Annotated in this window: 18 protein-coding genes and 1 pseudogene; 10 read left to right on the forward strand and 9 right to left on the reverse strand. The window is 70.2% G+C overall.

What is annotated here, in order from left to right:
- Window positions 1–114: 114 nt before the first annotated feature.
- Window positions 115–906 (reverse strand): precorrin-4 C(11)-methyltransferase, encoded by a 792-nt coding sequence (gene cobM / locus FCH28_RS22440; RefSeq protein ID WP_136741907.1) that lies wholly within the window; start codon window positions 904–906, stop codon window positions 115–117.
- A complete protein-coding gene (cbiE, locus tag FCH28_RS22445; protein ID WP_136741908.1) occupies window positions 903–2273 on the reverse strand; it encodes a precorrin-6y C5,15-methyltransferase (decarboxylating) subunit CbiE in 1371 nt (456 codons plus the stop codon). The genes cobM and cbiE overlap by 4 nt, the downstream gene beginning before the upstream one ends.
- A gap of 208 nt (window positions 2274–2481) precedes the next feature.
- Between cbiE and tsaD the strand changes: the two genes are divergently transcribed.
- The 3 genes from tsaD to FCH28_RS22460 all read left to right on the forward strand — a co-directional run bounded on the left by tsaD (window position 2482) and on the right by FCH28_RS22460 (window position 5944).
- Complete coding sequence (gene tsaD / locus FCH28_RS22450; RefSeq protein WP_136741909.1) at window positions 2482–3540, forward strand: tRNA (adenosine(37)-N6)-threonylcarbamoyltransferase complex transferase subunit TsaD; 1059 nt, start codon at window positions 2482–2484, stop codon at window positions 3538–3540.
- Window positions 3541–3735: 195 nt separating this feature from the next.
- Entirely contained in the window at window positions 3736–4818 is a 1083-nt protein-coding gene (locus tag FCH28_RS22455; RefSeq protein ID WP_136741910.1) for a cation diffusion facilitator family transporter, read from the forward strand.
- Window positions 4819–4957: 139 nt separating this feature from the next.
- A complete protein-coding gene (locus FCH28_RS22460) occupies window positions 4958–5944 on the forward strand; it encodes a hypothetical protein (protein WP_136741911.1) in 987 nt (328 codons plus the stop codon).
- A 14-nt stretch (window positions 5945–5958) separates the two neighbouring features.
- Here the strand turns inward: FCH28_RS22460 and FCH28_RS22465 are convergent, their stop codons facing one another.
- The 6 genes from FCH28_RS22465 to FCH28_RS22490 form a co-directional block, all read right to left on the reverse strand.
- A complete protein-coding gene (locus tag FCH28_RS22465) occupies window positions 5959–6528 on the reverse strand; it encodes a DUF4291 domain-containing protein (RefSeq protein ID WP_136741912.1) in 570 nt (189 codons plus the stop codon).
- A 74-nt stretch (window positions 6529–6602) separates the two neighbouring features.
- Window positions 6603–7544, reverse strand: a complete 942-nt coding sequence (locus FCH28_RS22470) for an NADP-dependent oxidoreductase (RefSeq protein ID WP_246103087.1) — start codon at window positions 7542–7544, stop codon at window positions 6603–6605.
- A 263-nt stretch (window positions 7545–7807) separates the two neighbouring features.
- Complete coding sequence (locus FCH28_RS22475) at window positions 7808–9004, reverse strand: ABC transporter permease (protein ID WP_136741913.1); 1197 nt, start codon at window positions 9002–9004, stop codon at window positions 7808–7810.
- On the reverse strand, window positions 9001–9786 hold the full coding sequence (locus FCH28_RS22480; RefSeq protein ID WP_136741914.1) for an ABC transporter ATP-binding protein: 786 nt from the start codon (window positions 9784–9786) through the stop codon (window positions 9001–9003). Before FCH28_RS22480 ends, FCH28_RS22475 begins: the two co-directional genes overlap by 4 nt.
- Complete coding sequence (locus FCH28_RS22485) at window positions 9783–10943, reverse strand: peptidoglycan-binding protein (RefSeq protein ID WP_136741915.1); 1161 nt, start codon at window positions 10941–10943, stop codon at window positions 9783–9785. The genes FCH28_RS22480 and FCH28_RS22485 overlap by 4 nt, the downstream gene beginning before the upstream one ends.
- Entirely contained in the window at window positions 10933–11469 is a 537-nt protein-coding gene (locus FCH28_RS22490) for a hypothetical protein (RefSeq protein WP_136741916.1), read from the reverse strand. The genes FCH28_RS22485 and FCH28_RS22490 overlap by 11 nt, the downstream gene beginning before the upstream one ends.
- Before the next feature lie 221 nt (window positions 11470–11690).
- On the opposite strand from FCH28_RS22490, the pseudogene FCH28_RS39745 reads away from it, so the two are divergent.
- The 3 genes and pseudogenes from FCH28_RS39745 to FCH28_RS22505 form a co-directional block, all read left to right on the forward strand.
- Window positions 11691–12362, forward strand: a pseudogene (locus FCH28_RS39745) (response regulator transcription factor); the annotation flags it as partial.
- 152 nt (window positions 12363–12514) lie between these two features.
- Complete coding sequence (locus FCH28_RS22500; RefSeq protein ID WP_136741918.1) at window positions 12515–13822, forward strand: sensor histidine kinase; 1308 nt, start codon at window positions 12515–12517, stop codon at window positions 13820–13822.
- Between the two features lie 79 nt (window positions 13823–13901).
- Window positions 13902–14765 (forward strand): polysaccharide deacetylase family protein, encoded by an 864-nt coding sequence (locus FCH28_RS22505; protein WP_136741919.1) that lies wholly within the window; start codon window positions 13902–13904, stop codon window positions 14763–14765.
- Between the two features lie 68 nt (window positions 14766–14833).
- Here the strand turns inward: FCH28_RS22505 and FCH28_RS22510 are convergent, their stop codons facing one another.
- Window positions 14834–16132, reverse strand: a complete 1299-nt coding sequence (locus tag FCH28_RS22510; RefSeq protein WP_136741920.1) for an alpha/beta hydrolase — start codon at window positions 16130–16132, stop codon at window positions 14834–14836.
- 576 nt (window positions 16133–16708) lie between these two features.
- Here FCH28_RS22510 and FCH28_RS39750 point away from each other — a divergent pair.
- From FCH28_RS39750 to FCH28_RS22530, 4 genes are all read left to right on the forward strand, one after another.
- On the forward strand, window positions 16709–18214 hold the full coding sequence (locus FCH28_RS39750; protein ID WP_136741921.1) for a vWA domain-containing protein: 1506 nt from the start codon (window positions 16709–16711) through the stop codon (window positions 18212–18214).
- 295 nt (window positions 18215–18509) lie between these two features.
- On the forward strand, window positions 18510–18911 hold the full coding sequence (locus tag FCH28_RS22520; protein ID WP_136741922.1) for an SseB family protein: 402 nt from the start codon (window positions 18510–18512) through the stop codon (window positions 18909–18911).
- Window positions 18912–19529 carry a hypothetical protein gene (locus tag FCH28_RS22525; protein ID WP_136741923.1) on the forward strand — a complete coding sequence of 206 codons (618 nt, stop codon included), beginning with the start codon at window positions 18912–18914 and terminating at the stop codon, window positions 19527–19529.
- Window positions 19526–24256, forward strand: a complete 4731-nt coding sequence (locus FCH28_RS22530) for a putative T7SS-secreted protein (protein ID WP_136741924.1) — start codon at window positions 19526–19528, stop codon at window positions 24254–24256. The genes FCH28_RS22525 and FCH28_RS22530 overlap by 4 nt, the downstream gene beginning before the upstream one ends.
- Window positions 24257–24287 lie beyond the last annotated feature (31 nt).

Consider the following 24287-nt stretch of genomic DNA (forward strand, 5'->3'; position numbering starts at 1 on the left):
CGCGGGGGCGCGCGGCGGTATTCCGTCAGCGCCGCGCTGCGGTATTCCGTCAGGCTGGGGCGGGTGCGCCCTCAGGCTGGGCGGCGTTCCGTCAGGCGTCGGGCCCAGCCCCCGTCAGGCCCTCCCCGTCCCCGTTCCCTCCGCCGGGGCGTCGCACGGTGCGTGGGGTCGTTCGCGGTCCGTGGAGTAGAGGTGGCTGTCGCGGAACTGCTCGGCGGCCAGGGTGCGGCCGACCATGATGACCGCCGTGCGGACGACGCCGGCGGCCTTCACCTGGTCCGCGATGTCGGCGAGGGTGCCGCGCAGCACGATTTCGTCCGGGCGGGAGGCCATCGCGACGACGGCGGCCGGGCAGTCGGCGCCGTAGTGCGGGAGGAGTTCGTCGACGACGCGGTCGACGTACATCGCGGCCAGGTGCAGTACGAGCAGCGCGCCGCTGCGGCCGAGGGTGGCGAGGTCCTCGCCCTCCGGCATCGGGGTGGCGCGCTGGGCGACGCGGGTGAGGATGACGGTCTGGCCGACGGTGGGGACGGTGAGCTCGCGCTTGAGGGCGGCCGCCGCCGCGGCGAACGCGGGGACGCCCGGCACGACTTCGTACGGCACACCGGCCGCGTCCAGGCGCCGCATCTGTTCGGCGACCGCGCTGAAGACGGACGGGTCGCCGGAGTGCAGCCGGGCGACGTCGTGGCCCTCCTGGTGGGCGCGGACCAGCTCGGCGGTGATGGTGTCGAGGTCGAGCTGCGCGGTGTCGATCAGCCGGGCGCCGGGCGGGCACTCGGCGAGCAGTTCGCGCGGCACGAGGCTGCCGGCGTACAGGCAGACCCCGCAGGCGGCGAGGGTACGGGCGCCGCGCACGGTGATCAGGTCGGCGGCGCCGGGGCCCGCGCCGATGAAGTAGACGGTCATGGTGCTTCGGTCTCCTGGGGGACGGGGTTCTCCGTGGGAGAGGACGACGGAGACGACGGGGATGACGGGGACGACAGGGACGACGGGGGCTTGACCGCGGCCCATTGGGTGACCGGCATCGCCTGCCGCCAGCCGGTGAAGCCGCCGACCGGCACCGCGTGCGCGACCGCCAGCCGAACCAGTTCGCCGCCGTGCCGCCGGTACCAGTCGGCGAGCAGCGCCTCGGACTCCAGCGTCACCGTGTTGGCGACGATGCGGCCGCCCGGCGGCAGCGCCTCCCAGCACTTCGCGAGCAGCCCGTGCGCCGTCAGGCCGCCGCCGATGAAGACCGCGTCCGGCGTCGGCAGGCCGTCCAGCGATGCGGGCGCGGGGCCCTGGACGACGCGCAGCGACGGCACGCCGAGCGTGCGTGCGTTGCGGCCGATCCGCTCGGCCCGTACGGGATCGCGCTCGACGCTGACGGCCCGGCAGCTGCGGTGCGCGCGCAGCCATTCGATGGCGATGGAGCCGGAGCCGCCGCCGATGTCCCACAGCAGTTCGCCGGGCGCGGGCGCGAGTGCGGCGAGCGTGGCGGCGCGGACATGGCGCTTGGTGAGCTGGCCGTCGTGCTCGTAGGCCGCGTCGGGCAGGCCGGGGACGGCGGACAGCCGTAGCGCGCCGGGCTCGCGGACGCAGTCGAGGGCGATGACGTTCAGCGGGTCGGCGGGCGGGTGCGCCCAGTCGGCCGCGGTGCCCTCGGCCGTCGACTCCCGGTCGCCGCCGAGCTGTTCGAGGACCCGCATCCGGGTCGGGCCGAAGCCGTGCGCACGCAGCAGCGCGGCGACCTCGGCGGGGGTGCCGGCGCCGGCGGACAGCACCAGCAGCCGACGGCCGTCGTGCAGCGCCGCGACCAGGTTCTCGGCGGGCCGTCCGACGAGCGTGACGACCTCGGTGTCCTCGACGGGCCAGCCGAGCCGGGCGCAGGCGTAGGAGACGGAGGAGGGGTGGGGGAGGATGCGGAGGAGGGCGGGGGCCTGGGGCGCGTTCACCCGGGGCGCGTTCATCAGAGGCTCATCTGCCTCGTTCGCCATCGTCTCCACCAGCGTCCGCCCGATCCCGTAGAACATCGGATCGCCGCTGGCCAGCACGCAGATCCGGCGCCCGGCGTGGGTGGTGAGCAGCCCGGGGACGGCGGGGCGCAGCGGCGAGGGCCAGGCGACCCGCTCGCCGGCGCATTCGTCGGGGAGCAGCGCGAGCTGGCGCGGCCCGCCGATCAGTACCTCGGCCTCGCGCAGTGCGTGCCGGGAGGCGGCGGGCAGTCCGTGCCAGCCGTCGGCCCCGATGCCGACGACGGTGAGCGGGGGCGGAAGCGGTGGTGCGGGGCTCACTGCCGAGTACCTCAGAGGTCGGGAGGGGACGGGCGGGGCGGGGACCGTGGACGGCAGCCGCACTCTACTGGGCGGTTGGCGGCATCGCGGGGGCCGGGCTCCCCGCCCGCACACCGTCCTGGGGCCCCGCACCCCCTCGTGAGGAGACGACCCTCTTATTGCATATAGATTGCAATAAGCGTCAAGGGTCAAGAAGGAGCGGTCCGCTGTGGGCTCACCGGTAGTGCTGGGCATCGAATCGTCCTGCGACGAGACGGGCGCCGGCCTGGTGCGGGACGGGCGGCTGCTCGGCCAGGCCCTCGCGTCGAGCATGGACGAGCACGCCCGGTTCGGCGGCGTGGTGCCGGAGATCGCCGCCCGAGCGCATGTGCACGCGCTGACCCCCGTCGTACGCGGCGCGCTGGCCGACGCGGGGCTGCGGGCGTCGGACATCGGCGCGGTCGCGGTGACGACCGGGCCGGGGCTGTCCGGCGCGCTCCAGGTGGGGCTGGCCGGCGCGAAGGGGCTGGCCTATGCGCTGGGCGTGCCGCTGTACGGCGTCCACCACCTGGCCGGTCATATCGCCGCCGACACCCTCGAACACGGTCCGCTGCCCGACCCGTGCGTGGTGCTGATCGTCTCCGGCGGCCACACCTCGCTGCTGCTCGTACGCGACCTGGCCCGCGACCCGATCACCCACCTCGGCGACACCCTGGACGACGCCGCAGGGGAGTGTTTCGACAAGGTCGCGCGGGTCTTCGGGCTGCCGTATCCCGGCGGCCCGGCCATCGACCGGACAGCGCGCGAGGGGGATCCGCGCGCTGTCCCCTTTCCCCGCCCGCTCACCACGGGCCCGCCGGGAAACCGCTTCACCTTCTCCTTCTCGGGTCTGAAGACGGCGGGAGCCCGCTGGGCGGAGGCCCACCGGGCCGCGGGCCTGCCCCTCCCGGTCGCGGACGGTGCGGCGTCGCTCCAGGAGGCCGTCGCCGATGTCCTCACCCGCAAGGCGGTGGCCGCCTGCACCGAGCACGGCGTACGGACCCTGGTCGTGGTCGGCGGTGTGGCGGCCAACTCGCGGGTGCGTTCGCTGGCCGAGGAGCGCTGCGCCGCGGCGGGCATCACGCTGCGCGTACCGCCGCTGCGGCTGTGCACCGACAACGGCGCGATGATCGCCGCGGTCGGCGACCTCCTGGTCCGCGCCGGCGCGGAGCCCGCCCCGCTGGACGTGTCGATCGATCCGTCGGCGCCGCTGGAGTATGCGGCGCTGCATCCGCCGCACTCGGCTTGAGCCGACTCGGTCGCCGTCGTCGCCTCGTCGTCGTCGGCGTCGCCGTCGGCGTCGGCCCGAGCCACGCCCACCGGACAGCTGTGACCAGGCACGATAAGCCGTTCGACGGTAATGACAACGGTCACCGGTGCAGCCTTTGGATCTTTCGCGGAAGTGCGGTTTGCTTCGCAGCGACGACCCAGGAAGGAGCGCGCCATGACCGAGCACGCCCAGGGGCACGACGGGGCCGAGGCCCCCACGGGGAACCACACGGACCACCAGTCACAGGGCCACTCCCACGGCCATTCCCACGGCCACGCGCACGGACACTCACACGCCGTCGCCCCGGACGCCGACCGGCGCTGGCTGCGCGCCGCGCTCATCCTGCTCACCGCCTACATGGCGGTCGAGGTCGTCATCGGCGTCGTGGCCCAGTCCCTGGCGCTGATCTCGGACGCCGCCCACATGCTCACCGACGCGGTCTCGATCGTGCTGGCGCTGGTCGCGATGCGGCTGTCCGCGCGGCCCGCGCGCGGCGGCTACACCTACGGCCTCAAGCGCGCCGAGATCCTCTCCGCGCAGGCCAACGGCATCACCCTGCTGCTGCTGTCCGCCTGGCTGGCGTACGAGGCGGTCGACCGGCTGATCTCGCCGCCCTCGGTCACCGGCGGCCTGGTGGTGATCACCGCGCTGTCCGGCATCGTCGTGAACCTCGTCTGCGTCTGGCTGCTGTCCCGTGCCAACCGCTCCAGCCTCAACATCGAGGGCGCCTACCAGCACATCCTCACCGACCTGTTCGGCTTCATCGCCACCGCGATCTCCGGCCTGATCGTGCTGACCACCGGCTTCGCACGGGCCGACGCGATCGCCACGCTGGTGGTCGTCGCGCTGATGCTCAAGGCCGGTACGGGCCTGGTACGGGAGTCCGGCCGGATCTTCATGGAGGCCGCACCGGCCGGCGTCGACCCGGACGCACTGGGCGACCACCTCGTCTCCGCCGACCAGGTCGTGGAGATCCACGACCTGCACATCTGGCAGATCACCTCCGGACAGCCCGCGCTGTCCGCGCACATCCTGGTGGCGCCCGGCGGCGACTGCCACAAGGTCCGCCGCAATCTCCAGGGGCTGCTGAGCGCGCAGTACGGCATCACCCACGCCACGCTCCAGGTCGACCACGTCGGCGAGCAGGCGTCCCCCGACGAGGTCCTCACCTTGGGCACCGGCCCCGAGCCGCAGCCCACCAATCACTGCGAGGACACCCACGGCCCGATCCACCGCCCCGGACCACACCGCCACTAGCCCGTCCCCTCCCTCCTCCCCTCCGTCCCCCTCCCCTCCCGTCACCCATTGGCACCGGCCCCGGTGGCGGGCGCGGGCCGTGCGGGCTTGCCTGAGACGAGGCCGTACGTAGTCCGCCGGGCAGGAGGACCAGGACGCGATGTCAGCGAGCGCACCCGTACGCGTCGGCGGCCGGGCGGTGGAGGCGGAACACCTGCCGGCACGGCCCCGGCGGCGCGGCCGCGCGCTGGGCGGGTGCACGCTGCTGCTGGTCGGGGTGCTGCTGCTGCCGCTGAGTCTGACCGCCGTGTGGGCCCGCGCCGAACTCACCGACACCGAGCGCTATGTGGAGACGGTCGCCCCGCTCGCCGCGAACCGGGCCGTGCAGAACGCCATCGTCGACCAGGTGACGAACGGGGTGATGCAGCACGTCAGGATCGACGGGCTGCTGAAGGTCATCCCGCGCGCCGAACGGCCCGCGCAGCGCCTGCGCTTCACCCGCGGCATCCGCGAGTTCGTCGACAAGCAGGTCCGCCAGATCGTCACGGGCCGCGCCTTCCCGAGCGTCTGGAACGGTGTGCACCGCACCGCCCACCAGGCGTTGGAGGGCACCCTGACCGCCTCCGGCAACGCCGCGGTGACGCTCGACTTCACCCCGGTCATCGCCCGCGTCAAACACCAGCTGTCCGGCAACGGCCTGGGCATCGACATCGCCCGCCGGGTGCCGCACACCGGCACCCGCATCGTGCTGCTGAAGCCCCCGGAAGTCCCCCGCGTACGGACCGCCTACCAGGCCGTACGCACCGGCGCACTGCTCCTGCCGCCCACCGCGGCGCTCTGTCTGCTGGCCGGACTGCTGCTGGCCCGGCGCCGCCGGCGGGCCCTGATCTGCGCCGCGACCGGCTGCGCCACGGCCGCCGCCCTGCTGGCCGCGGCACTGGCGCTGCTCCGCACCCACACCGTGGACGCCCTGCCCGCCGTGGTCTCCCGCCCGGCCGCCCACGCATACGCCGACGCCCTCACCGGCTCCCTGCGCACCGGCATCTGGACCGTCATCACCGCCGCCCTGCTGACGGCCACGGCGGCCGCCGTGATCCCGCCGACGGTCCGGGCGGTGCGGTCGCTGGTCCGACCGCGCGCGGAGTGAGCCGCGGCGGCCGGTCATCCGTCGATGCCCAGTCGGGCCGCGACGGCCCGGGGCACCGGATAGAGCCGCTCCGGTGGCAGCAGTCGCCGCGCCTTCGCGGCCTGGCCGGTCTGCACCAGCGCGGCGATCTTCCGCACCCGTGGGGTGAGGTCGGTGAGGTCCACCACCCACTCCTCGGCGAACGTCCGGATCAGGTCCCGGCCGATGCCGACCTGAATGCTGTAGTGGTCGAGCGCCGCGCCCCGTAGCGAGCGTTCGGGGTCCCACTGCACATGCACCGCGGCTCGCGCGACGGCCGCCGCGTCCGAGGTCGTCAACACGCCCCGGGAAAGGGCCTCCTCCCAGCCCGCACGGGTGATCCGTACGGCCAGGACACGCTGCTGCCCCGGCTTCCGGCCCCAGTTGCTGCGATGCATCAGCCATCGGAACGACGGCTTGATCCAGGTCATGCGCCGGAGCGAGAACGGCGCCACGAACCGCCCCGCCCTGAGGGCCGGATCGGCGACGGCCGGTGCGTACGCCTGGTAGACGACCACGGTGCCAGCGTCGTGGTCGGCGCGAATCTGGCACTGGGGCGTCGTCATGGCCGCAGACTGCCCGCTCGACGGGCCGGGGCACCAGCGGTTTTCGGGGTTGCCGCGGGCGCCCCGACGGTGTCTCAGATCGCCAGTACCGTCTTGCCCTGTGCCCGTCCGCTGCGGCTGGCCGCGAGCACGTCGGCGGCCTCTTCCAAGGGGACCTCGCGGCCCACGAGGACCGTCAGCCGGCCGGCGTCGACCTGGCCGGCGAGGATGTCCAGGAGCTGGTGGGACGGGCGGTTGAGGAAGTTGAAGCCGCGCAGGTTCTTCTCGGTCAGGGCGTCCGCGTCGGCCGAGCCGATGGTGGAGACGGCCGTACCGCCGTCCCGTACGGTCCGGGTCATCACGTCGAACTCCTCGGGCCCGCTGGTCAGGTCGATGAGGACATCGACACCGTCCGGATACGCGGCGAGGACCTGGTCGGCGACCGCGTCCGCGGTGTGGTCGACGGTTTCGGCGGCGCCCAGCGTCCGCATCAGTTCGGCCTTGGCGGGGCGGGCGGTGGCGATGACCTCGGCGCCGCGGCCGGCCGCGAGCTGGGTGGCGAGGGTGCCGACGCCGCCCGTCGCACCGACGATCAGCACCCTTCTGCCCTCGCTGATCCGGGTCTCCTCGACGAGGTTGTAGGCGGCCATGCCGGCCGTCGGCAGTGCTGCGGAGGTGGCGTAGGTGACGCTGCGGGCGGCCGGGGCGATGGCGTTCTCGTCGGCGACGGCCAGTTCGCAGTACGAACCGCCGCCCTGCTCCGGCCGCTGGAACTGGCCGAAGACCGCGTCGCCGACCGTGAAGCGCCGTACGCCGGTGCCGGTCGCGAGCACCTCGCCCGCGCCGTCCGTGCCCAGCACCAGGGGGAAGCCGGTCGGGATGGAATCCGCGAACATGCCGTCGGCGATCTTCCAGTCGCTGGGGTTGAGTCCGGCGGCGGCCAGCCGCACCAGGACCTCCCCCGGCCCTGGTTCGGGCTGCGGCAGATCCATGAGCTGCGGCTGTTCACCGAATGCGCTGACTGCTACGGCTCTCATCGTGGCGTTCCCTTCCACCCTTCCGACCGGTGGCCGGTGTGGATCGTAAGCACGCCGGTGGGGCCGGATGCGGCAGGACGGGAGGCGGTGCCCCGGAAGCAACTCTTACGGCCCCCCGTCGTGGGCCGATCCGACCCACGACGGCGCGGAGGCGGCTCCTCCCGGCGGGACGGAGGCCGCCCGTCCGCGCGGAACGAAGCGAGTCCCGGCCGAGCCCCCACGCCCGGCCAGGACTCGCTCCGCTCCCCTACGCGGCCGGCGGCCTACGCGGCCTGCAGCGCGAGCGTCGGCGAGAGCCGGGCGGCGCGTACGGCCGGGTAGAGGCCGGCGATGGTGCCGATCACCAGCGTCGCGCCGAAGCCGCCGCCGACCGCCCAGAGGGGCACCACCCACGGAATACCGCCCGACGCCGCGAAGACGTATGTGGCGGCGGATCCGAGGACGATGCCGGCCAGCCCGCCCAGGCCCGACAGCAGCAGTGACTCGGTCACGAACTGCAGCCGGATCTGGCCGCGGGTGGCGCCCATGGAGCGGCGCAGCCCGATCTCGTGACGGCGTTCCAGCACCGAGATGATCATGGTGTTGGCGACGCCGACACCGCCGACCAGCAGCGCCACCCCGCCCAGCCCGAGCAGCAGGTTCGTGAACGCGCCCTCGGTGGCCGCCTTCGCCTGGAGCGCCGAGGACGGGTCGGTGACCTGGACGTTGCGCGGGTTCTCGGGATCCACGGTGTGCGGGATGAGGTCCCGTACGGCCTGCACGGAGGCGTCCGTGGACCGCTCGTAGATCGAGGTGGGGTGGCCGTCGAAGCCGAGCGCTTCGGTCGCGGCCGGCCAGCCGACGAGGGCGGACCGCTCGATCTCCGGGGCGAGCGGCAGCGGGTCGAGGATGCCGACGACGGTGAAGTACCGGCCGCCGATGTAGACCTGCTGGCCCGACCGGGTGATGCCGAGCCGCTGCGCGCTGACATGGCCGAGGACGACCGAGGGGTAGCGCCCGTTGGCGGCGTTGAGCCAGGTGCCGGACGCCATCGAGCCGCGCAGAGTGCGCAGCAGGCCCTCGTCGGCGGCCTTGAGCGTGATGCCGCCGGTCTCCTCCTCCGGGATCTTCTCGCTGCGCCGTACCGACTGGCTCAGATCGCCGGTGGCGCCGACCTGGCGGACCCCGTCGATCCGCCCCACCATGCCGGGCGACTCCTTCGGCAGCTTCACCTGCTCGCCGAACAGCCCCTGGCCGGGCGAGGCGACCAGCATGTTCGTGCCCAACGCGTCCAGTTTCTGGAGGAGTTGGGCCTTGCTGGAGGCGGAGATGCCGACCACCGCGATCATCGTGGCGATACCGATGGCGATCCCCAGGGCGGACAGCACCACCCGCATCGGGCGGGTACGCAGCCCCGCGGAGCCGACGTGCAGGACGTCGCGCGGGCCGAGGGACGCCGGGGAGAGCCGGGTGCGTCTCATCGCTTCGCCGCCGCCCGTACGTCCGCGACCACTTGGCCGTCGCGGATCCGCACCTGCCGGGGCAGCTGTGCGGCGATCTCGCTGTCATGGGTGATCACGGCGATGGTGGCGCCCTCCTTGTTGAGGTCGTGCAGCAGCTCCATGACCGCCGCACCGGAGGCGGAGTCCAGCGCGCCGGTCGGTTCGTCGGCCAGGAGGAGGTCGGGTTCGCCGACCACCGCCCGTGCGATGGCGACGCGCTGCTTCTGACCGCCCGACAGCTCGTGCGGGCGGTGCGACATCCGGTCCGCGAGGCCCACCCGGTCCAGCGCGTCCGCCGCCCGGCGCCGGCGCTCGGCGCGCGGCAGCCCGGAGTAGAGCAGCCCCTCGGCGACGTTGTCCCGTGCGCTGATGCCGGGCACCAGGTGGAAGGACTGGAAGACGAAGCCGATGTGCTGGGCGCGGAGCGCGGAGAGCCTGCGGTCGGACAGCGTGGCGATGTCATGGCCGGCGAGGGTGACCGCGCCGGCGGTGGGGCGGTCCAGGGTGCCGACGATGTGCAGCAGGGTGGATTTGCCGGATCCCGACGGGCCGACGATGGCCAGCAGTTCGGCGCGCGCCACCCGCAGGTCCACTCCGCGCAGCGCGGCGACCCCGCCGGGGTACGCCTTGGTGACCCCGGCGAGCTCGACGACGGGATCGGTGGGATCGGTGGGGTCGGCGGCGGGATCGGTGGGGTCCGTGGGGTCGGCGGCGGTGGTTGGGCCCGGGGTTCCGGGCGTGAGGTCCGTGGTGGCGTTCATGCCTTCGGCACCCCGACCTTCATGCCCTCCTCGAGTCCGCCGCCGGAGATCTCGACCCGGCCCTGACCGAACATGCCCAGCTTCACCCGTACCTCGCGTGCTCTGCCGCCCTCGACGACCTCGACGCCGAAGCCGCCGCCGGGGAGCGCGAGCAGTGCGTCGACCGGCACCGTCAGTACGTCCTCGCGGACCTCGCCGACGATGTCGACGGTGACCGGCGACCGGTCGAAGGAGGTGACCTCTCCGGGGTCGGCAAAGGTGATCCGGGCGGTGATCTTGGGGGTCTTGCTCGCCGGGTCGCTGCCCTCCTCGGTGACGGTCCGGTCGACGGAGGCGACCTTGCCGCGGGCGGTGCCGCCGCCGGGCAGGTTCACGGTGACCTTGGTGCCGGGCTTCGCCAGGTCCGCCTGCTCGACATCGAGCTTGACCAGGACCTCCCGCGCGGACCCGGTGGTGGTCAGCACCGGCCGCCCGGGCGCGGTCTGGTCGCCGACGGCCATGTCCTTCTTGTTGATCCGCACCGAGCCGGGCTGGAAGGAGATCTGGTCCGGTCCGGTGGTGCCGGTCTGCCTGAGGTCGTGCGCCCTCTGCCAGCGCTTGACGGCGTCGGTGGTGCCGGCCGTGAACTCGTCGTCCACGGCCAGCGCGTCCCCGTATCCCAGCGCGCGCAGATTCTCCTTCAGCTGCCGGACGTCATCGCCCTCGTCGCCCTCCTTCAGGGTCCGGTACATCGGCTTCTCGCCGTACATCAGCCGGACCTTGTGCCCGTCGACCTCGTAGAGCGCGCCGTCCCTGGCGATCGTGGAGCCGGTGCCAGGAAGCCAGGTCAGGGTGCCGGCCGCACCACCGTTGACCTTGTGTTCCTTGGCGTAGCCGAGGGTGCCGTCGACCTGGGTGCTGCTGCTGAGGTCCTGGCGTCGGACGGTGTCGGTGGCCGGCGGCAGGGCGCCACGGGCGCCGGCGCGCTGCGGTCCGCCGTCCGGCCGTGCGGTGACCTTGCCGACCGCGACACCGCCGCCGGCCAGCAGCGCGACGACGACCAGCGCGGAGAGCAGGTACTTCTTGCGGCGGCCGCGGCGGGCGTGCGGCGCGGCGTCCTCGGGGCCGCGCGCCGCCTTCGGCTCAGTCTTCGGCTCAGTCTTCGGCTCAGCCGGCATTCTGGCCGCCGCACGTCTTGTTGGCCTTGTCGAACTTCTTCTTCGCCGCGCCCTGCGGAATGGGCATCGCCTTCTGCATTCCGTCGTCGAACTTCGGGTCGGGCATGTTGAAGCCGTTCTCCCGCATACACCGGGCGTACTTCAGCGCCTTGTCCTTGTCGGCCTGGCTCGGCCCGTTTTTACCGGCATTGGGGCCACTGTCCTGGCACGCCTTGAAAGCCTTTTTCATCGTCTCGGGATCGGTCTTGGCATCGCCGCCGACGACCATGCTGCGGGGGTCCTCGCCCGGCTTGGGTTCCTGGACCTGCACGCCGTGGTCCCGCAGGCACTCGCGGTGCTTGAACGCCGCGTCCGCCTCCTTGCCCTTGCCGTTCGCGTCCGAGCCGCCGCCCTTGCCGCCGGCGGGCTCGACGCCGCCGGAGCAGGCGGTGGCGAATACGGCGAGACCGGCCACCAGGGACGCCGCGGCGAGCGACATGGTGCGCTTCCCGGGTGACGCCACGCGCTGTGCCGTACGACGCGTCATGCGCTGTGTCGTAAGTCGTGTCATGCGCTGCTTCATGGTGATCCTCCGCATACGGATGTGTCCGACGCGGCAGAGGCTGGCAGCCGGCCGCATTTCGTTTCTCTAACCGTCGGCGCCCGCCCCCGGCGGATCGGCTCCACCCCGGTGAATTCCCTGGTCGCGGCCTCACGGCGAATGGTGTTTACATCAAGGAAAGGTGCTCCTCGGGTACACATGACGCCATGCGCGTTCTAGTGGTGGAGGACGAGGAATTCCTCGCCGAAATGATTGCCGAGGGGCTGCGCCGCGACGCGATCGCGGCCGATGTCGCCCACGACGGCCGCGAGGCGCTGGTCAAGCTCCGGCTCGGCGCGTACGACGTGCTCGTCCTGGACCGCGATCTGCCCGGTCTGCACGGCGACGAGGTCTGCCGCCATGTCGTACAACAGCGGCTGCTGACAAGGGTGTTGATGCTCACCGCGTCCGGCACGGTCAGCGACCGGGTGGACGGCCTGGGCCTGGGCGCCGACGACTACCTGACCAAGCCCTTCGCGTACGAGGAGCTGCTCGCCCGGGTCCTGGCGCTCGGCCGGCGCGCCCGGCCCGCGCTGCCGCCGGTCATCGAGCGGGCCGGTGTCACCGTCGACACCGCGCGCCGGCTCGCCGTCCGCGACGGCCGGCAGCTGGCCCTCTCCCGCAAGGAGTTCGGCGTCCTGGAGGTGCTGCTGCGCGCCCAGGGGGCGGTGGTCAGCGGCGATGACCTGATCGAGGAGGTCTGGGAGGAGCACACCAGCTACCGCACCAACGCGGTCCGCGTCACGCTCAGCAAACTGCGCGCCAAGCTCGGCGATCCCCCGGTGATCGAAACCGTGCCGGGCGCGGGCTACCGGATGGGCGACGGGTCGCGGGCGGGCGCCCGACTCCGGGCGGGCGACGGTCTCCGGACGGACGACGCGCCGCAGAGGGACAACACGCTCCGGACGGACGACGCGCTCCGGACAGACAGCACGCTCCAGACGGACGACGCGCTCCGGACGGACGACCGGCTCCAGACGGACGGCAGGGGATGAGCTCGATTCCCGCTGCCGCCGGCCGCCGCTGGCTCCCCGGCAGCGAACGCGTCCGCCTCACCGCCCTCTACGGAGGGCTGCTGGTGCTGGCCGGCGCGATGCTCATCGGCCTGGTCAACTTCCTCGTACAGCAGGGCCTCTACTCCACCCTGAGCACCGCCGTCACCACCGCCGCCCCCGTCCGGTCCGGCGCCTTCCCCCCGTCCGGCGCCACCACCGGCATACCCGTCCCCGCACGCACCATGGCGCCCGCCTCCCCCGCCCCCGGCGCCCGCCTGCCGTTCGGCGACGGCAGCGTCTACCGCATCACCAAGAACATCACCGACGCCACCGAAGCCGCCGCGCTCGGCCGGCTGCTGACGGTCTCCCTGGTCGCGCTGCTGGTCTTCGCGGTGATCTCGGTGGCACTGGCCTGGTGGATGGCGGGCCGGGTGCTGCGCCCGGTCTCGGTGATCACCAGCACCGCCCGCCGGCTGTCGGCCGCCAACCTGCATGAACGCATCGCCCTCGACGCGCCGCCCGGCGAACTCAAGCAGCTCGCCGACACCTTCGACGGCATGCTCGACCGCATCGAGCATCTGGTCTCCGCGCAACAACGGTTCGCCGCCAACGCCGCACACGAACTCCGCACCCCGCTCGCCGTGCAGCGCGCCGCCGCGGAGATCGGTCTCGCCGACCCGGACCCGGGCAACGTACGGCGCATCCGCGGCAAGCTGATCGAGGTCGCCGACGACAGCGAGCGGCTGATCGAGGGGCTGTTGCTGCTGTCCGTCTCGGACCAGGGCCTTCAGCACCGTGAGCCGGTGGCGCTCGGCGAACTCGCCCAGTCCGTCGCCGCCGAGTACGCCGACGACGCATGGCGGCGCGGCCTGACGATCGCCGCCGACACCCTCCCCCGAACTCCCAAGGACCAGGCGGCACCCCCGTCGCCGACCGCCGGCACCGCCGCAGAGCCGCCGACCGTCGACGCGGACCCGGTCCTGCTCGCCCATCTCGTACGCAACCTGGTCGCCAACGCGGTACGCCACAACCGCCCCGACGGCCGGATCACCCTCAGCGTCCATGACCGCACGCTGGAGGTCAGCAACACCGGCCCCACCATCCCCCAGAAGTCCATTCCGTATCTCTTCGAGCCGTTTCGCCGGCTGGAGGAACGGCGGCACGGGCCGGGGGAGGGCGCCGGTCTGGGCCTGTCGATCGTCGCCTCCATCGCCCGCGCACACGACGCCTCCGCCACCGCGCACCCGAACCCGGGCGGCGGCCTGACCGTACGCGTCGTCTTTCCGGAGCGGCTGCCCGGCTGAGGCCGTGTCGCACACCTCGCCAGGCAGTAGACACCACACGTATACATCGAACGTATACTGTCTATGTATAGTCCCTCGCATGCCGAAGAGGACGACGAATCCGAAGACACAACCGAAGACGAAGCAGAAGACGAAGCAGAAGACGAAGAAGCCGGCAAAGTCCGCTGTCCGCACCAGGTCCATAGCCGGGCTGCTGACGGCCGCCTCCCTGGTCCTGGCCCTCAGCAGCTGCGCCACCTACGACGTCACCGCGCCCGCCGACGCCCGGGAGGAGGCGACGGCCGACGGCGCTCTGGCCGCCGCCAACACGGACAACAAAGGCGGCACCGGCGTCGACTGCCGCAAGGCCAAGTGCGTCGCGCTCACCTTCGACGCGGGCCCCAGCGAGCACACGCCCCGGCTCCTGGACATCCTGAAGAAGGAGAAGGTGCAGGCGACCTTCTTCATGCTCGGCAAGAACCACATCGCCGAGCGCCCGGCCGATGTGAAGCGAATAGACGCCGAAGGCCACGAACTGGCCAACCACACCTGGTCGCACCAGATCCTGACGGAAATCGAACCGGCCGAAGCCAAGCGGGAGCTGTCCCGCGCCCAGGACGCGGTCCGGAAGATCACCGGCAAGACGCCCACGCTGATGCGCCCGCCGCAGGGCAAGACCGACGAAGAGGTCTCCAAGATCAGCCGCGAGCTGGGGCTGGCGCAGGTCCTGTGGAGCGTGACCGCGAAGGACTACCAGACCAACGACTCCGCGCTGATCACCAAGCGGGTGCTGGAGCAGACCGAACGCGACGGCATCATCCTGCTGCACGACATCTACCAGGGCACCGTGCCGGCCGTCCCGGGCATCCTCAAGGAGCTCAAGAAGCGCGGCTTCACGATCGTCACGGTGTCCCAGCTGCTGTCACCGGCGAAGCCGGAGCCGGGGATGGTCTACCGGCCGTGAGGCCGGAAGGCGAGAGGCCGCCCCGGCCCGAGGGCTGGGGCGGCCTCCTAAGGCAGGGCCGGGCGGGCTCACTGCCTCGCCGGCTGCTCCGCCTCGTTGCGCGTGGCCGCGCTCGGCGTCGCGGACGGCGCCTTGGAGTCCCCGGGCTGCGGCGAGCCGCTCGGCTTCGGCTGCGGCTGCGGCTTACGCGGCGGAAAGGCCTCCGTGTCCTGAGGGAACGTCAGCTGCTGGCTCTGCCACTCCAGCGCCGGGACGACCTCCCGCCGCCAGGTCGTGAACTGGTGGCTGCCCTGCGGCAGGATGATCGAGTCGACCGTCATCGGCGCCTTCGCCGCACGGATGAACTTCATCGTGTCGCCGTAATTCTGCTCGCCCTTGCGGCTGCTGGCGACCAGCGCGGAGACCTGCGGCGCGGGCAGGTTCTTCATCCGCCACAGCAGATCGTGCTCACGCTCCCGCTGCGCGCCCGCCGGGCCGGCACCGAAAAGGCTGCCCGTGGTGAGGTCGTCCTTGATCGCGTAGTCGCCGGAGAGCGAAACCGCGGACGTGTAGACCCTGGGGTTACGCATCGCCAGCTGAAGCGCGCACGTACCACCGGACGAATAACCGAACGCGCCCCACGCACTGGGATCGCGGCCCACCCGATAAGCCGACTTCATGGCGTCCGGCAGGTCCTTGGTGAAGAACGTCTCGGCCTGCGGCCCGCCCGGCACATCCACACACTCGGTGTCCCGCGGCGGCGCGATCGTCGGCCGCACCATCACAATCACGGTCGGCTGCATCTTGCCCTGCGCGATCAATTTGCCGGCGTTCTGCGGCACCTGGAGATGCTGCGCGAGATTCATGATCCCGCCGGGATAACCGCTGATGACGACCATGACGGGGAACCGCTGGCGGCGGAACTGCTGCTGGAAATACTGCGGCGGAAGATAGACGAATCCCGGGTTGATGGCCCGCGACCGACGGCCGATGATCCGTACGGACTCGACCTTGCCGACCTTGTCCGGGGCGCCCTTCGGCAGCCCGGTCACCCGATCGAGACCCTGCGGACCAGCCGGTTGGACCAAGCCGCCCTTCATGTTGCCGACGGCGGCGTACGCCCCGCCGCCCTGGCTGACGGACGCCGGGGCCTCTTCGTTATTGCCCAGCAGTTCGTCCCACGTGCCGTAGAACTCGAAGCTGGAATTCACCGCGAGAGCGAGCGCGCACACGATGGAAATCTGGGTGGCCATGATGGCCCCGAGCCTGCCCAGGATGGGCCGCACGCCCTGCCGGGACAGCCGGGGCCAGAGCCACACCGTGGCGGCGACGCAGGCCAATGCCACCGCGATCACCGTGTATTCGAGTGACTGACTGGTCAGCCCCATGCGTCCCACATCTCCCGTCACCCCAGAAAGGGTTCTTGCCTTCATACCGGCCGCCTAGTGGCACAACGGGCGGCTCCGGACAATGGTCACCGGGGAAGAGGGGCGCACCCGCCACTCGGATACCTGCACGCCGTATTCCTTACCGACCTCTTGCCATTCTGTTTCCGCGGCGTGATGTGGGGTGGGGCAGACATACGCAAAAGGAGGGCCGGGGCCGCCGTCCCGCGACACCCGCACCCCAAATGGCCGGATGGTCCGGGCGGCCCGACAACCCGATGGCCGAACCAACACCCCCGCCCCGTCCGCCCCTTGAGACACCCCAGCACCGCCCGACTCGTCCTCTCCCGCACCTCTGATCAGGCACGACGTCCCCGGCTCGGAAGATCACCGCGACGAACGGCCCATGGCCGAAACCACATCCCGCCGTCAGCCCCCCGGATGGCCCACCACACAAGGCGCGGGGTCCCACGATGAGGCCGGTGCAGGCCGCTACCCTTACGTATCCGTCCTGGTCAGGGACATGTCTGTGCTTCACGGACATTCGCCGCACCCACCACACGCAAGAGAGGTTCGCCGATGGGCATTCGGAGTCTGCTGCGCAACGCTTTCGGTCGCTCGAAGGCGACCCGCGAAGAAACCGGCGCGGCACCGAGCGGCGCTGATACGCCGGAGTCGGCGACGATCCCGGAGGCCCGCGAGGAGTCCACCCCGGCATCCGCCACCCCGACCCCGGAAGCCGAGGTCCCCGCCGCCCGCACCGCCCCCGCCGACACGCCCTCCCCGGAACCGGAGCCGACCCCGGCGACCCCGACCCTGCCGGCGCAGGGCAGCCCGGTGGACGCCGTGGCGGAGGAGCCCAAGGCGCCCAAGGAGTCGACGGAGTCCAAGGAGTCCAACAACTCGAAGGCGTCCGACAACGCGAAGGAGTCCGACGACGCGAAGGCGACGGCCGAGGTCGCCGAGGCCACCGAGGCCACTGACGTCGCCGAGGTCACCGAAGCCGCCGAGCCTGTGGAGCCCGTAGCGACGGCCGAGGCAGACGCCCCCGAGCCCGTCGCCGACCTGGTGAGCCAGGCCTTCGACAAGCCGGCATCGGTGGTCGTACCGGAGCAGGCGAAGGAACTGGCGGAGGAGCCGGCGAAGACGGAGGCGGAGGCGGAGGCTGAAGTCGAGGCCGAGGTTGAGGCCGAGGTTGAGGCCAAGATCGAGGCCGAGGTTGAGGTTGCGGCCGAGGTCGAGGTCGAGCCCGCGGCGGAGACGGAGGCGGAGCCGGTCACGGAGCCGACTGCCGTCACGGAAGCGGAGCCAGCCGTGGAGCCGGAGGCAAAGGCAGATGCCACCCCCTCCCCCTCCCCCTCCTCTTCTCCCTCCCTCACCAAGGTCGAATCCACCGCACCCGGACTCGTCAGCCTCTACAAGTCCGCGGCCGCCACCCTCCAGAAGCACGGCCTCGCCACCCAGCGCGCCGCCGTCTACCTGGTTCTCGACCGCTCCGGCTCGATGCGCAACTACTACAAGGACGGCACGGTCCAGCACCTCGCCGAACAGGCCCTCGGCCTCTCCGCCAACCTCGACGACGACGGCACCGTCCCGGTCGTCTTCTTCTCCACCGACGTCGACGGCACCGCCGACATCGACCTGACCAACTACGAAGGCCGCATCGAGGAACTCCACTCCGGCCTCGGCCACATGGGCCGTACGAACTACCACTGGGCCATCAACGCCGTGGTCGAGCACTACAAGAAGTCCGGCTCCACGGCCCCCGCCTTCGTCATCTTCCAGACCGACGGCGCCCCGACCTCCAAGCCGGCCGCCGAAAAGGCCCTGTGCGAAGCCGCCGAACTCCCCATCTTCTGGCAGTTCATCGGCTTCGGCGACCCGGAGGCCAAGGGCTTCGACTTCCTCCGCAAGCTGGACGACCTGGCCGTCCCGGAAAAGCGCCGCGTCGACAACGCCGGTTTCTTCCACGCCGGCCGCGACCCCCGCAGCCTCTCCGCCGACGAGCTCTACCAGCAGCTGATGGTCGAATTCCCCGAATGGCTCACCGAGGCCCGCAGCGCAGGCGTCCTCAAGGACAACTGACCGACTGCTGACCCCACTTCCCCCACCGGCCGCGGCCGGGCCCCAACAGGCCCACCGCGGCCGGCGTCATTTCCCGTCCCACCTCACCCACCCACCGACTCACCCACCTATTTGAATTCCAAATAACATTCCCCCACGCCGGTTATCCACACGCGCCTCGCCCACCCCACGACCCCAATTCGACCTAACTCGCCCGATCCACCCGACTCACCCATCCCACCCCTCATCCGCATTGTCAGTGCCATGTGTCATGGTGGAGTCAAAGCTTCAGGGCAAATCGGGGGAGGGGTCCGCCATGCCATTGGCCGACGAGGTAGCAGCAGTTCACGAAGGACAACCAAATCCAGCAGCGCTCATCGGTGAATTCCGGCGCACATCGGTATTGGTCCCCCTCGTCAACGACTCCCTCATGTCAGCCGAGTTGGACGGCATCCGCTGGATCTACGCCTTCACTGACGAGGACGCCCTCTCCCGCTTCGCCGCCGCCCGCGGCAGCGAGCCCGGCACCGAGTGGCAGTACGTCACCGCCGCCGGCGCCCGCCTCCTTGACGTGCTGATTCCCGCCATGGACGGCCCCACGGGCGTCGCGCTGGACGCGGGCAGCGAACAGGGCGCGGTCTTCCCGCCGGTGGCCGGAATCGTGCCCGACAGCGCCGCCGTAGACATATCGAACGCACCGCACGGGGGGAACGAGTAAATGGGCCTGTTCAGCGGAGACGCATATCGGTTCGACCCGGAGGCCTTTGAGCAACTCACCAAAGGCATCAACGCCGCCACAGCGGAACTCAAAGAACTGGGCTTCGACATAGAAGCCGAGCTGGGTCGCGGCTTCGACAAACTCTCCCTCGACAGCGTGGAATGCGGCGATGACGAACTCGCCGCCACCCTCGACTCATTCTGCGAACGCTGGGGCTGGGGCGTCCGCAAGCTCATGCAGGACGCCAACGAATTCTCCAAGAAGCTGGGCCTCACCGCCGGCATGTACCACGAAGAGGAGCAGTACGTCTCCACCACGCTCAAGATCGGTGTGAACGCCGCGATGGGCGATCCTTCCCTCGCCCCCGAGGAGATCAAGAAGAAGTCCTGGGGCCAGATCGGCGCCGACAACCCGTTTACCCAAATACGGGACGCGGACTGGGACCCGACCTCCCCGGAGTCGTTGCAGGCGCATCAGGAGGCCTACGAGGCGGTCTCCCAGGCCAAGGACGACGTCACATCCATCCCCGACCGCATAAAAAACGGCGACGACGCCGATACGAAATCCACGCTGGGCGAGGTGAAGCCCTCGCGGGCTCACGGGGGTGACGACAAGTGAGCTGGCTCGGAGATGGGATCGATGCAATAGGCGACGGTGCGAGCAAGTTCACCGACGCCATCGAGCGCGGTGCGGGTCAAGCCGTCGAGCAGGGTTCCAAGCTGGTCGGCGACGGGCTGGAGATGGTCGGCGCGGACGATGCGGCACACGCCGTACGCACCGCCGGCGCCGATGCCGCGGGCGCCCTGGGTGCACATGTCGACGAGCTTCAGCTGGGCGAGACCGAGGACCCCAAGGAACTCATCCACGGCAACGTGGAGAAAATCCACGAATCGGCGTCTCACCTGAAGGACTTCTCCGCCGCCTTCGACCGGGTCGCCGACGGCATGCGCAAGATCGGCTCCCAGAATCACTGGAGCGGCAAGGCCGCGGACGCCTTCCGTGAGAAATTCGATCTGCATCCCAAGGAGTGGATGCGCGCTGCGGACGCCTGCGACGACGCCTCGAAGGCCCTGAAGGCCTATGCGGAAACGGTCTCCTGGGCACAGTCCAAGGCCGTCGACGCCATAGAGAAGTACCGCCATGCGCAGCAGGCCACCAAAAAGGCGGTGGACGCTCACGAGGCCGCGGAGGAAAACTACAAGTCGAAGTTCAGCGGCTACCAAGCTCTCGTGGAACTAGGTGGCGACGCGGGCCCAGAGCCACAGCGCCCGGCCGAGTTCGTCGACCCCGGTGCCGACGGGCGCGAGGCAGCCCAGGACATCCTCAAGAACGCCCGAAGCCAGCGCAACGAGGCTGCGGAACGGGCCCGTAACGGGGTCCAGAAGTCCTTGTCCCACGCCCCGGCGAAACCGACATTCACCGAACTCGCGGGCGCCGGCCTCAAGGACTTCGGCACGGGTTTCGTCGTCGAGAACATGCACCTCGCCGGCGGCGCCGTGAAGGCGGCAGCCGAAACCGTCAAATTCGCCCGCACCATGAACCCGACCGACCCCTACAACCTCAGCCACCCCTTCCAGTACGCGTCCAACGTCACCACCACCCTCGCCGGCCTGACAAGCGCCGCCACCCACCCGAAGCAGCTGGCGCAAGGAATGCTCGGCAACGGCTGGGGCAGCGACCCGGCGGACGCCGCCGGCGCCCTCATCTTCAACGTCATCGGCGGCAAGGGCGTGGGCGCGCTGGGGAAGGGGGCGGCCAGAGCGGGCTTGAAGGGGGCGGCACGAGCTGCCGCAAAGGAAGGTGGCAAGACCACCGTCAAGGACCGTCTCCGCAAGGCCTGGTGCAAGACCTTCGGCAACGACCCCATCGACATGGCCACGGGCCGGATGATCCTGCCGCAGACCGACATCACCCTCCCCGGCAGCCTTCCCCTCGCCTTCTCCCGCACCTTCGAATCGTCCTACCGCACCGGCCGCTGGTTCGGACCGACGTGGATGAGCACCGTCGACCAGCGCCTGGAGATCGACGCCGAGGGCGTCATCCTCATCGGCGAAGAAGGCGATTTCCACCTCTACCCGCACCCTGCGGTGGGCGTCCCCACCCTCCCCATCGAGGGCGACGGGCACCCTCTCGAACGCACCCCCGACGGCGACTACCTCCTCACCGACCCCACCACCGGCACCCGCCGCTACTTCACCACCTACACCGAAGACCTCGCCGTCCTCGACGAGATATCCGACCGCCGCGGCAACCACCACACTTTCGACTACACCGAAGACGGCACCCCCACCGCGATCACCCACAGCGCCGGCTACCGCCTCCTGCTGACCACCGACAACGGCCGCATCACCGCCCTCCACCTGGCCGGCGCCGCCCCCGACGGCACCGACCAGCTCCTGATGACCTACGGCTACGACGAAGCCGGCAACCTCATCACCACCACCAACTCCTCCGGCCTGCCCCTCCGCTTCACCTACGACGAGCACGGCCGCATCACGTCCTGGACGGACACCAACAACAGCAGCTACAGCTACGTCTACGACGACCAGGACCGCTGCACCTCGCAAGGCGGCATCGAAGGCCACCTCCGCGCCCACTTCACCTGGGGCGACCCCGACCCCACGACGGGCCTGCGCACGAACCTGTTCCACAACTCCCAGGGCGGAGTCACCCGCTACGAGGTCAACGACCACCATCAAATCGTCGCGGAAACCGACCCCACCGGCGCCACCACCCGAACCGTCCGCGACACCAAGCACCGCATCGCCTCGACCACCGACCCCCTGGACCGCACCACCCACTTCACCTACGACGACGAGGGCCGACCCACCGTCGTAACCCTCCCCGACGGCTCAACTTCCACCACCACCTACAACGCCGACGGCCACCCCATCTCCATCACAGGCCCCGACGGCGCAACCTGGACCCACACCTACGACGCGACCGGCAACCGCACCTCGTCCACCGACCCCACCGGCGCCACCACCAGCTACACCCACGACCACCGGGGGCACACAGCCTCCGCAACCGACGCCCTCGGCAACACCACCCGCTTCTACTGCAACGAGGCCGGCCTCCCCCTCACCGTCACCGACCCCCTCGGTGCGACGACCCACTACCGCCGCGACGCTTTCGGCCGCGTTACGTCCATCACCGACCCCCTGGGCGAAACCACCCACATGCTGTGGACCGTCGAGGGAAAACTGGCCGCCCGAATAGACCCCACCGGCGCGACCGAGGAATGGACCTACGACGGCGAGGGCAACCAAACCACCCACACCGACGCCATCGACCAGATCACCCGTTTCGAATACGGCCACTTCGACCTGCTGACGGCTCGCACCGACCCGGATGGCGTCCGCCACGAGTTCAGCCACGACACCGAACTCCGCCTCACCCAGGTCACCAACCCCCAGGGCCTGACCTGGAACTACGTCTACGACGGCGCTGGCCGCCTGGTCTCGGAAACCGACTTCGACGATCGCGTCCTCATTTACACCCACGACGCCGCCGACCAGCTCGCCACCCGCACTAACGCCTTGGGCGAAGTGACGACCTACACCCGGGACGTTCTCGGGCGCATCACCGAGAAGAATGCCGCAGGTCTCGTCACCACCTACATCCACGACGCAGCCGGAAATCTGCACCAGGCGGCCAACCTCGACGCCACCGTCACCTACAACCATGACGTCCTGGGCCGCGTAACCGCAGAGTCAGTCAACGGCTGCACCATGACGTTCGCCTACGACGCCCTCGGCCGCCGAACCTCCCGCACCACCCCCACCGGCCACACCACCACCTACACATACGACGCCGCCGGTAACCGCACCGCCCTTACCGCCTCCGGCCACACCCTCACCTTCGAGCACGACGCCGCAGGCCAAGAACTCTCCCGAACCATCGGCGACACCCTCGCCCTCACTCACACCTGGGACCCGACCGGCCGCCTGACCTCCCAGTCCCTCACCGCCGCGGGCACCGGCACGGTCCAATCCCCAACAGACGACGCGCCAAGCGCTCCTCTGCATCATCGGGCCTACACCTACCGCCCGGACGGGAACCTCACGGCCATCGACGACTCCCTCGCTGGCCGCCGCACCTTTGACCTGGACCCCGCCGGACGCGTGTCCGCCGTCCATGCCACCAACTGGACCGAGACCTACGCCTACGACGAAGCCGGCAACCAGACCCACGCCAGCTGGCCCGATACCCACCCCAACTCCTCAGCAATCGGCGCACGGTCCTACGCCGGCACCCGCATCACCCGAGCCGGCTCCATCCGCTACGAACACGATGTCCTGGGCCGAGTAACCCTCCGCCAGAAGACCCGCCTCTCCCGCAAACCAGACACGTGGCACTACACCTGGAACGTCGAAGACCGCCTAACCTCCGTGATCACACCGGATGGCACCACCTGGCGCTATCTGTACGACCCTTTCGGCCGCCGAATAGCCAAACAACAACTCGGCGCCGACAACCAAACAATCACCGAAGAGACACATTTCACCTGGGATGGCTCCACCCTTACCGAACAAACCACCCAGGCCCCAGTCAGCCGAGAGGCCATCACGCTCACCTGGGACCATCGGGGCCTAAGCCCCCTAGCACAAACAGAGCGCAAAACCGTCTCGATGACCAACGTGTCCCAACAGGTTGTCGACCAACGATTCTTCGCCATCGTCACTGACCTGGTCGGCACACCCACGGAACTAGTGTCGGAGAACGGTGCCCTCGCCTGGCGCACCCGTGCCACGCTCTGGGGCACGACAACTTGGAACAGCGCAGCCACGGCCTACACACCGCTGCGCTTTCCGGGGCAAGTCTTCGACCCTGAGACTGGCCTGCACTATAACTACAATCGACACTACGACCCGGAAACAGGCCGATATCTATCAGTTGACCCTCTAGGCCTGGCGCCCGCAGACAATCCTTCTGCCTACGTTGAAAACCCGACCACTTGGTCCGACCCGCTAGGACTTTCCCCCTGCTCAGAAGTACACCCAAGAAAACTTGACTACCTATTCAACAAAGACATAAAACCAGATTCACACAACTCGCCGAGAGCCAAACAAAATGCAGAACAATTTCGCAGCATAGGTTTTCACGACACTCCAGCTTCGCGCGCTTACGTTACACAACACCTCAAGGAAGCCACCCAAAGCGGATTTTTCTCAGAAACTTTCACCAATAAATGGGGGGATTTTGGAAAGATAAATTCCGTAATCTATGGACCACACGGAATACGCGGCCTTCAGAGTACTTGGCAAATAATGGATGATGGGAGCTTGAGGCTTTCAACGGTAATACCCTCAGGTGGCGGCGGTCACGCCAGCTACCACGGATAAAAGCTCCGAACGAACAAGGGATCAGGCAGAT

The organism is Streptomyces piniterrae, from assembly GCF_005048155.1.
Classification (GTDB): Bacteria; Actinomycetota; Actinomycetes; order Streptomycetales; family Streptomycetaceae; genus Streptomyces; species Streptomyces piniterrae.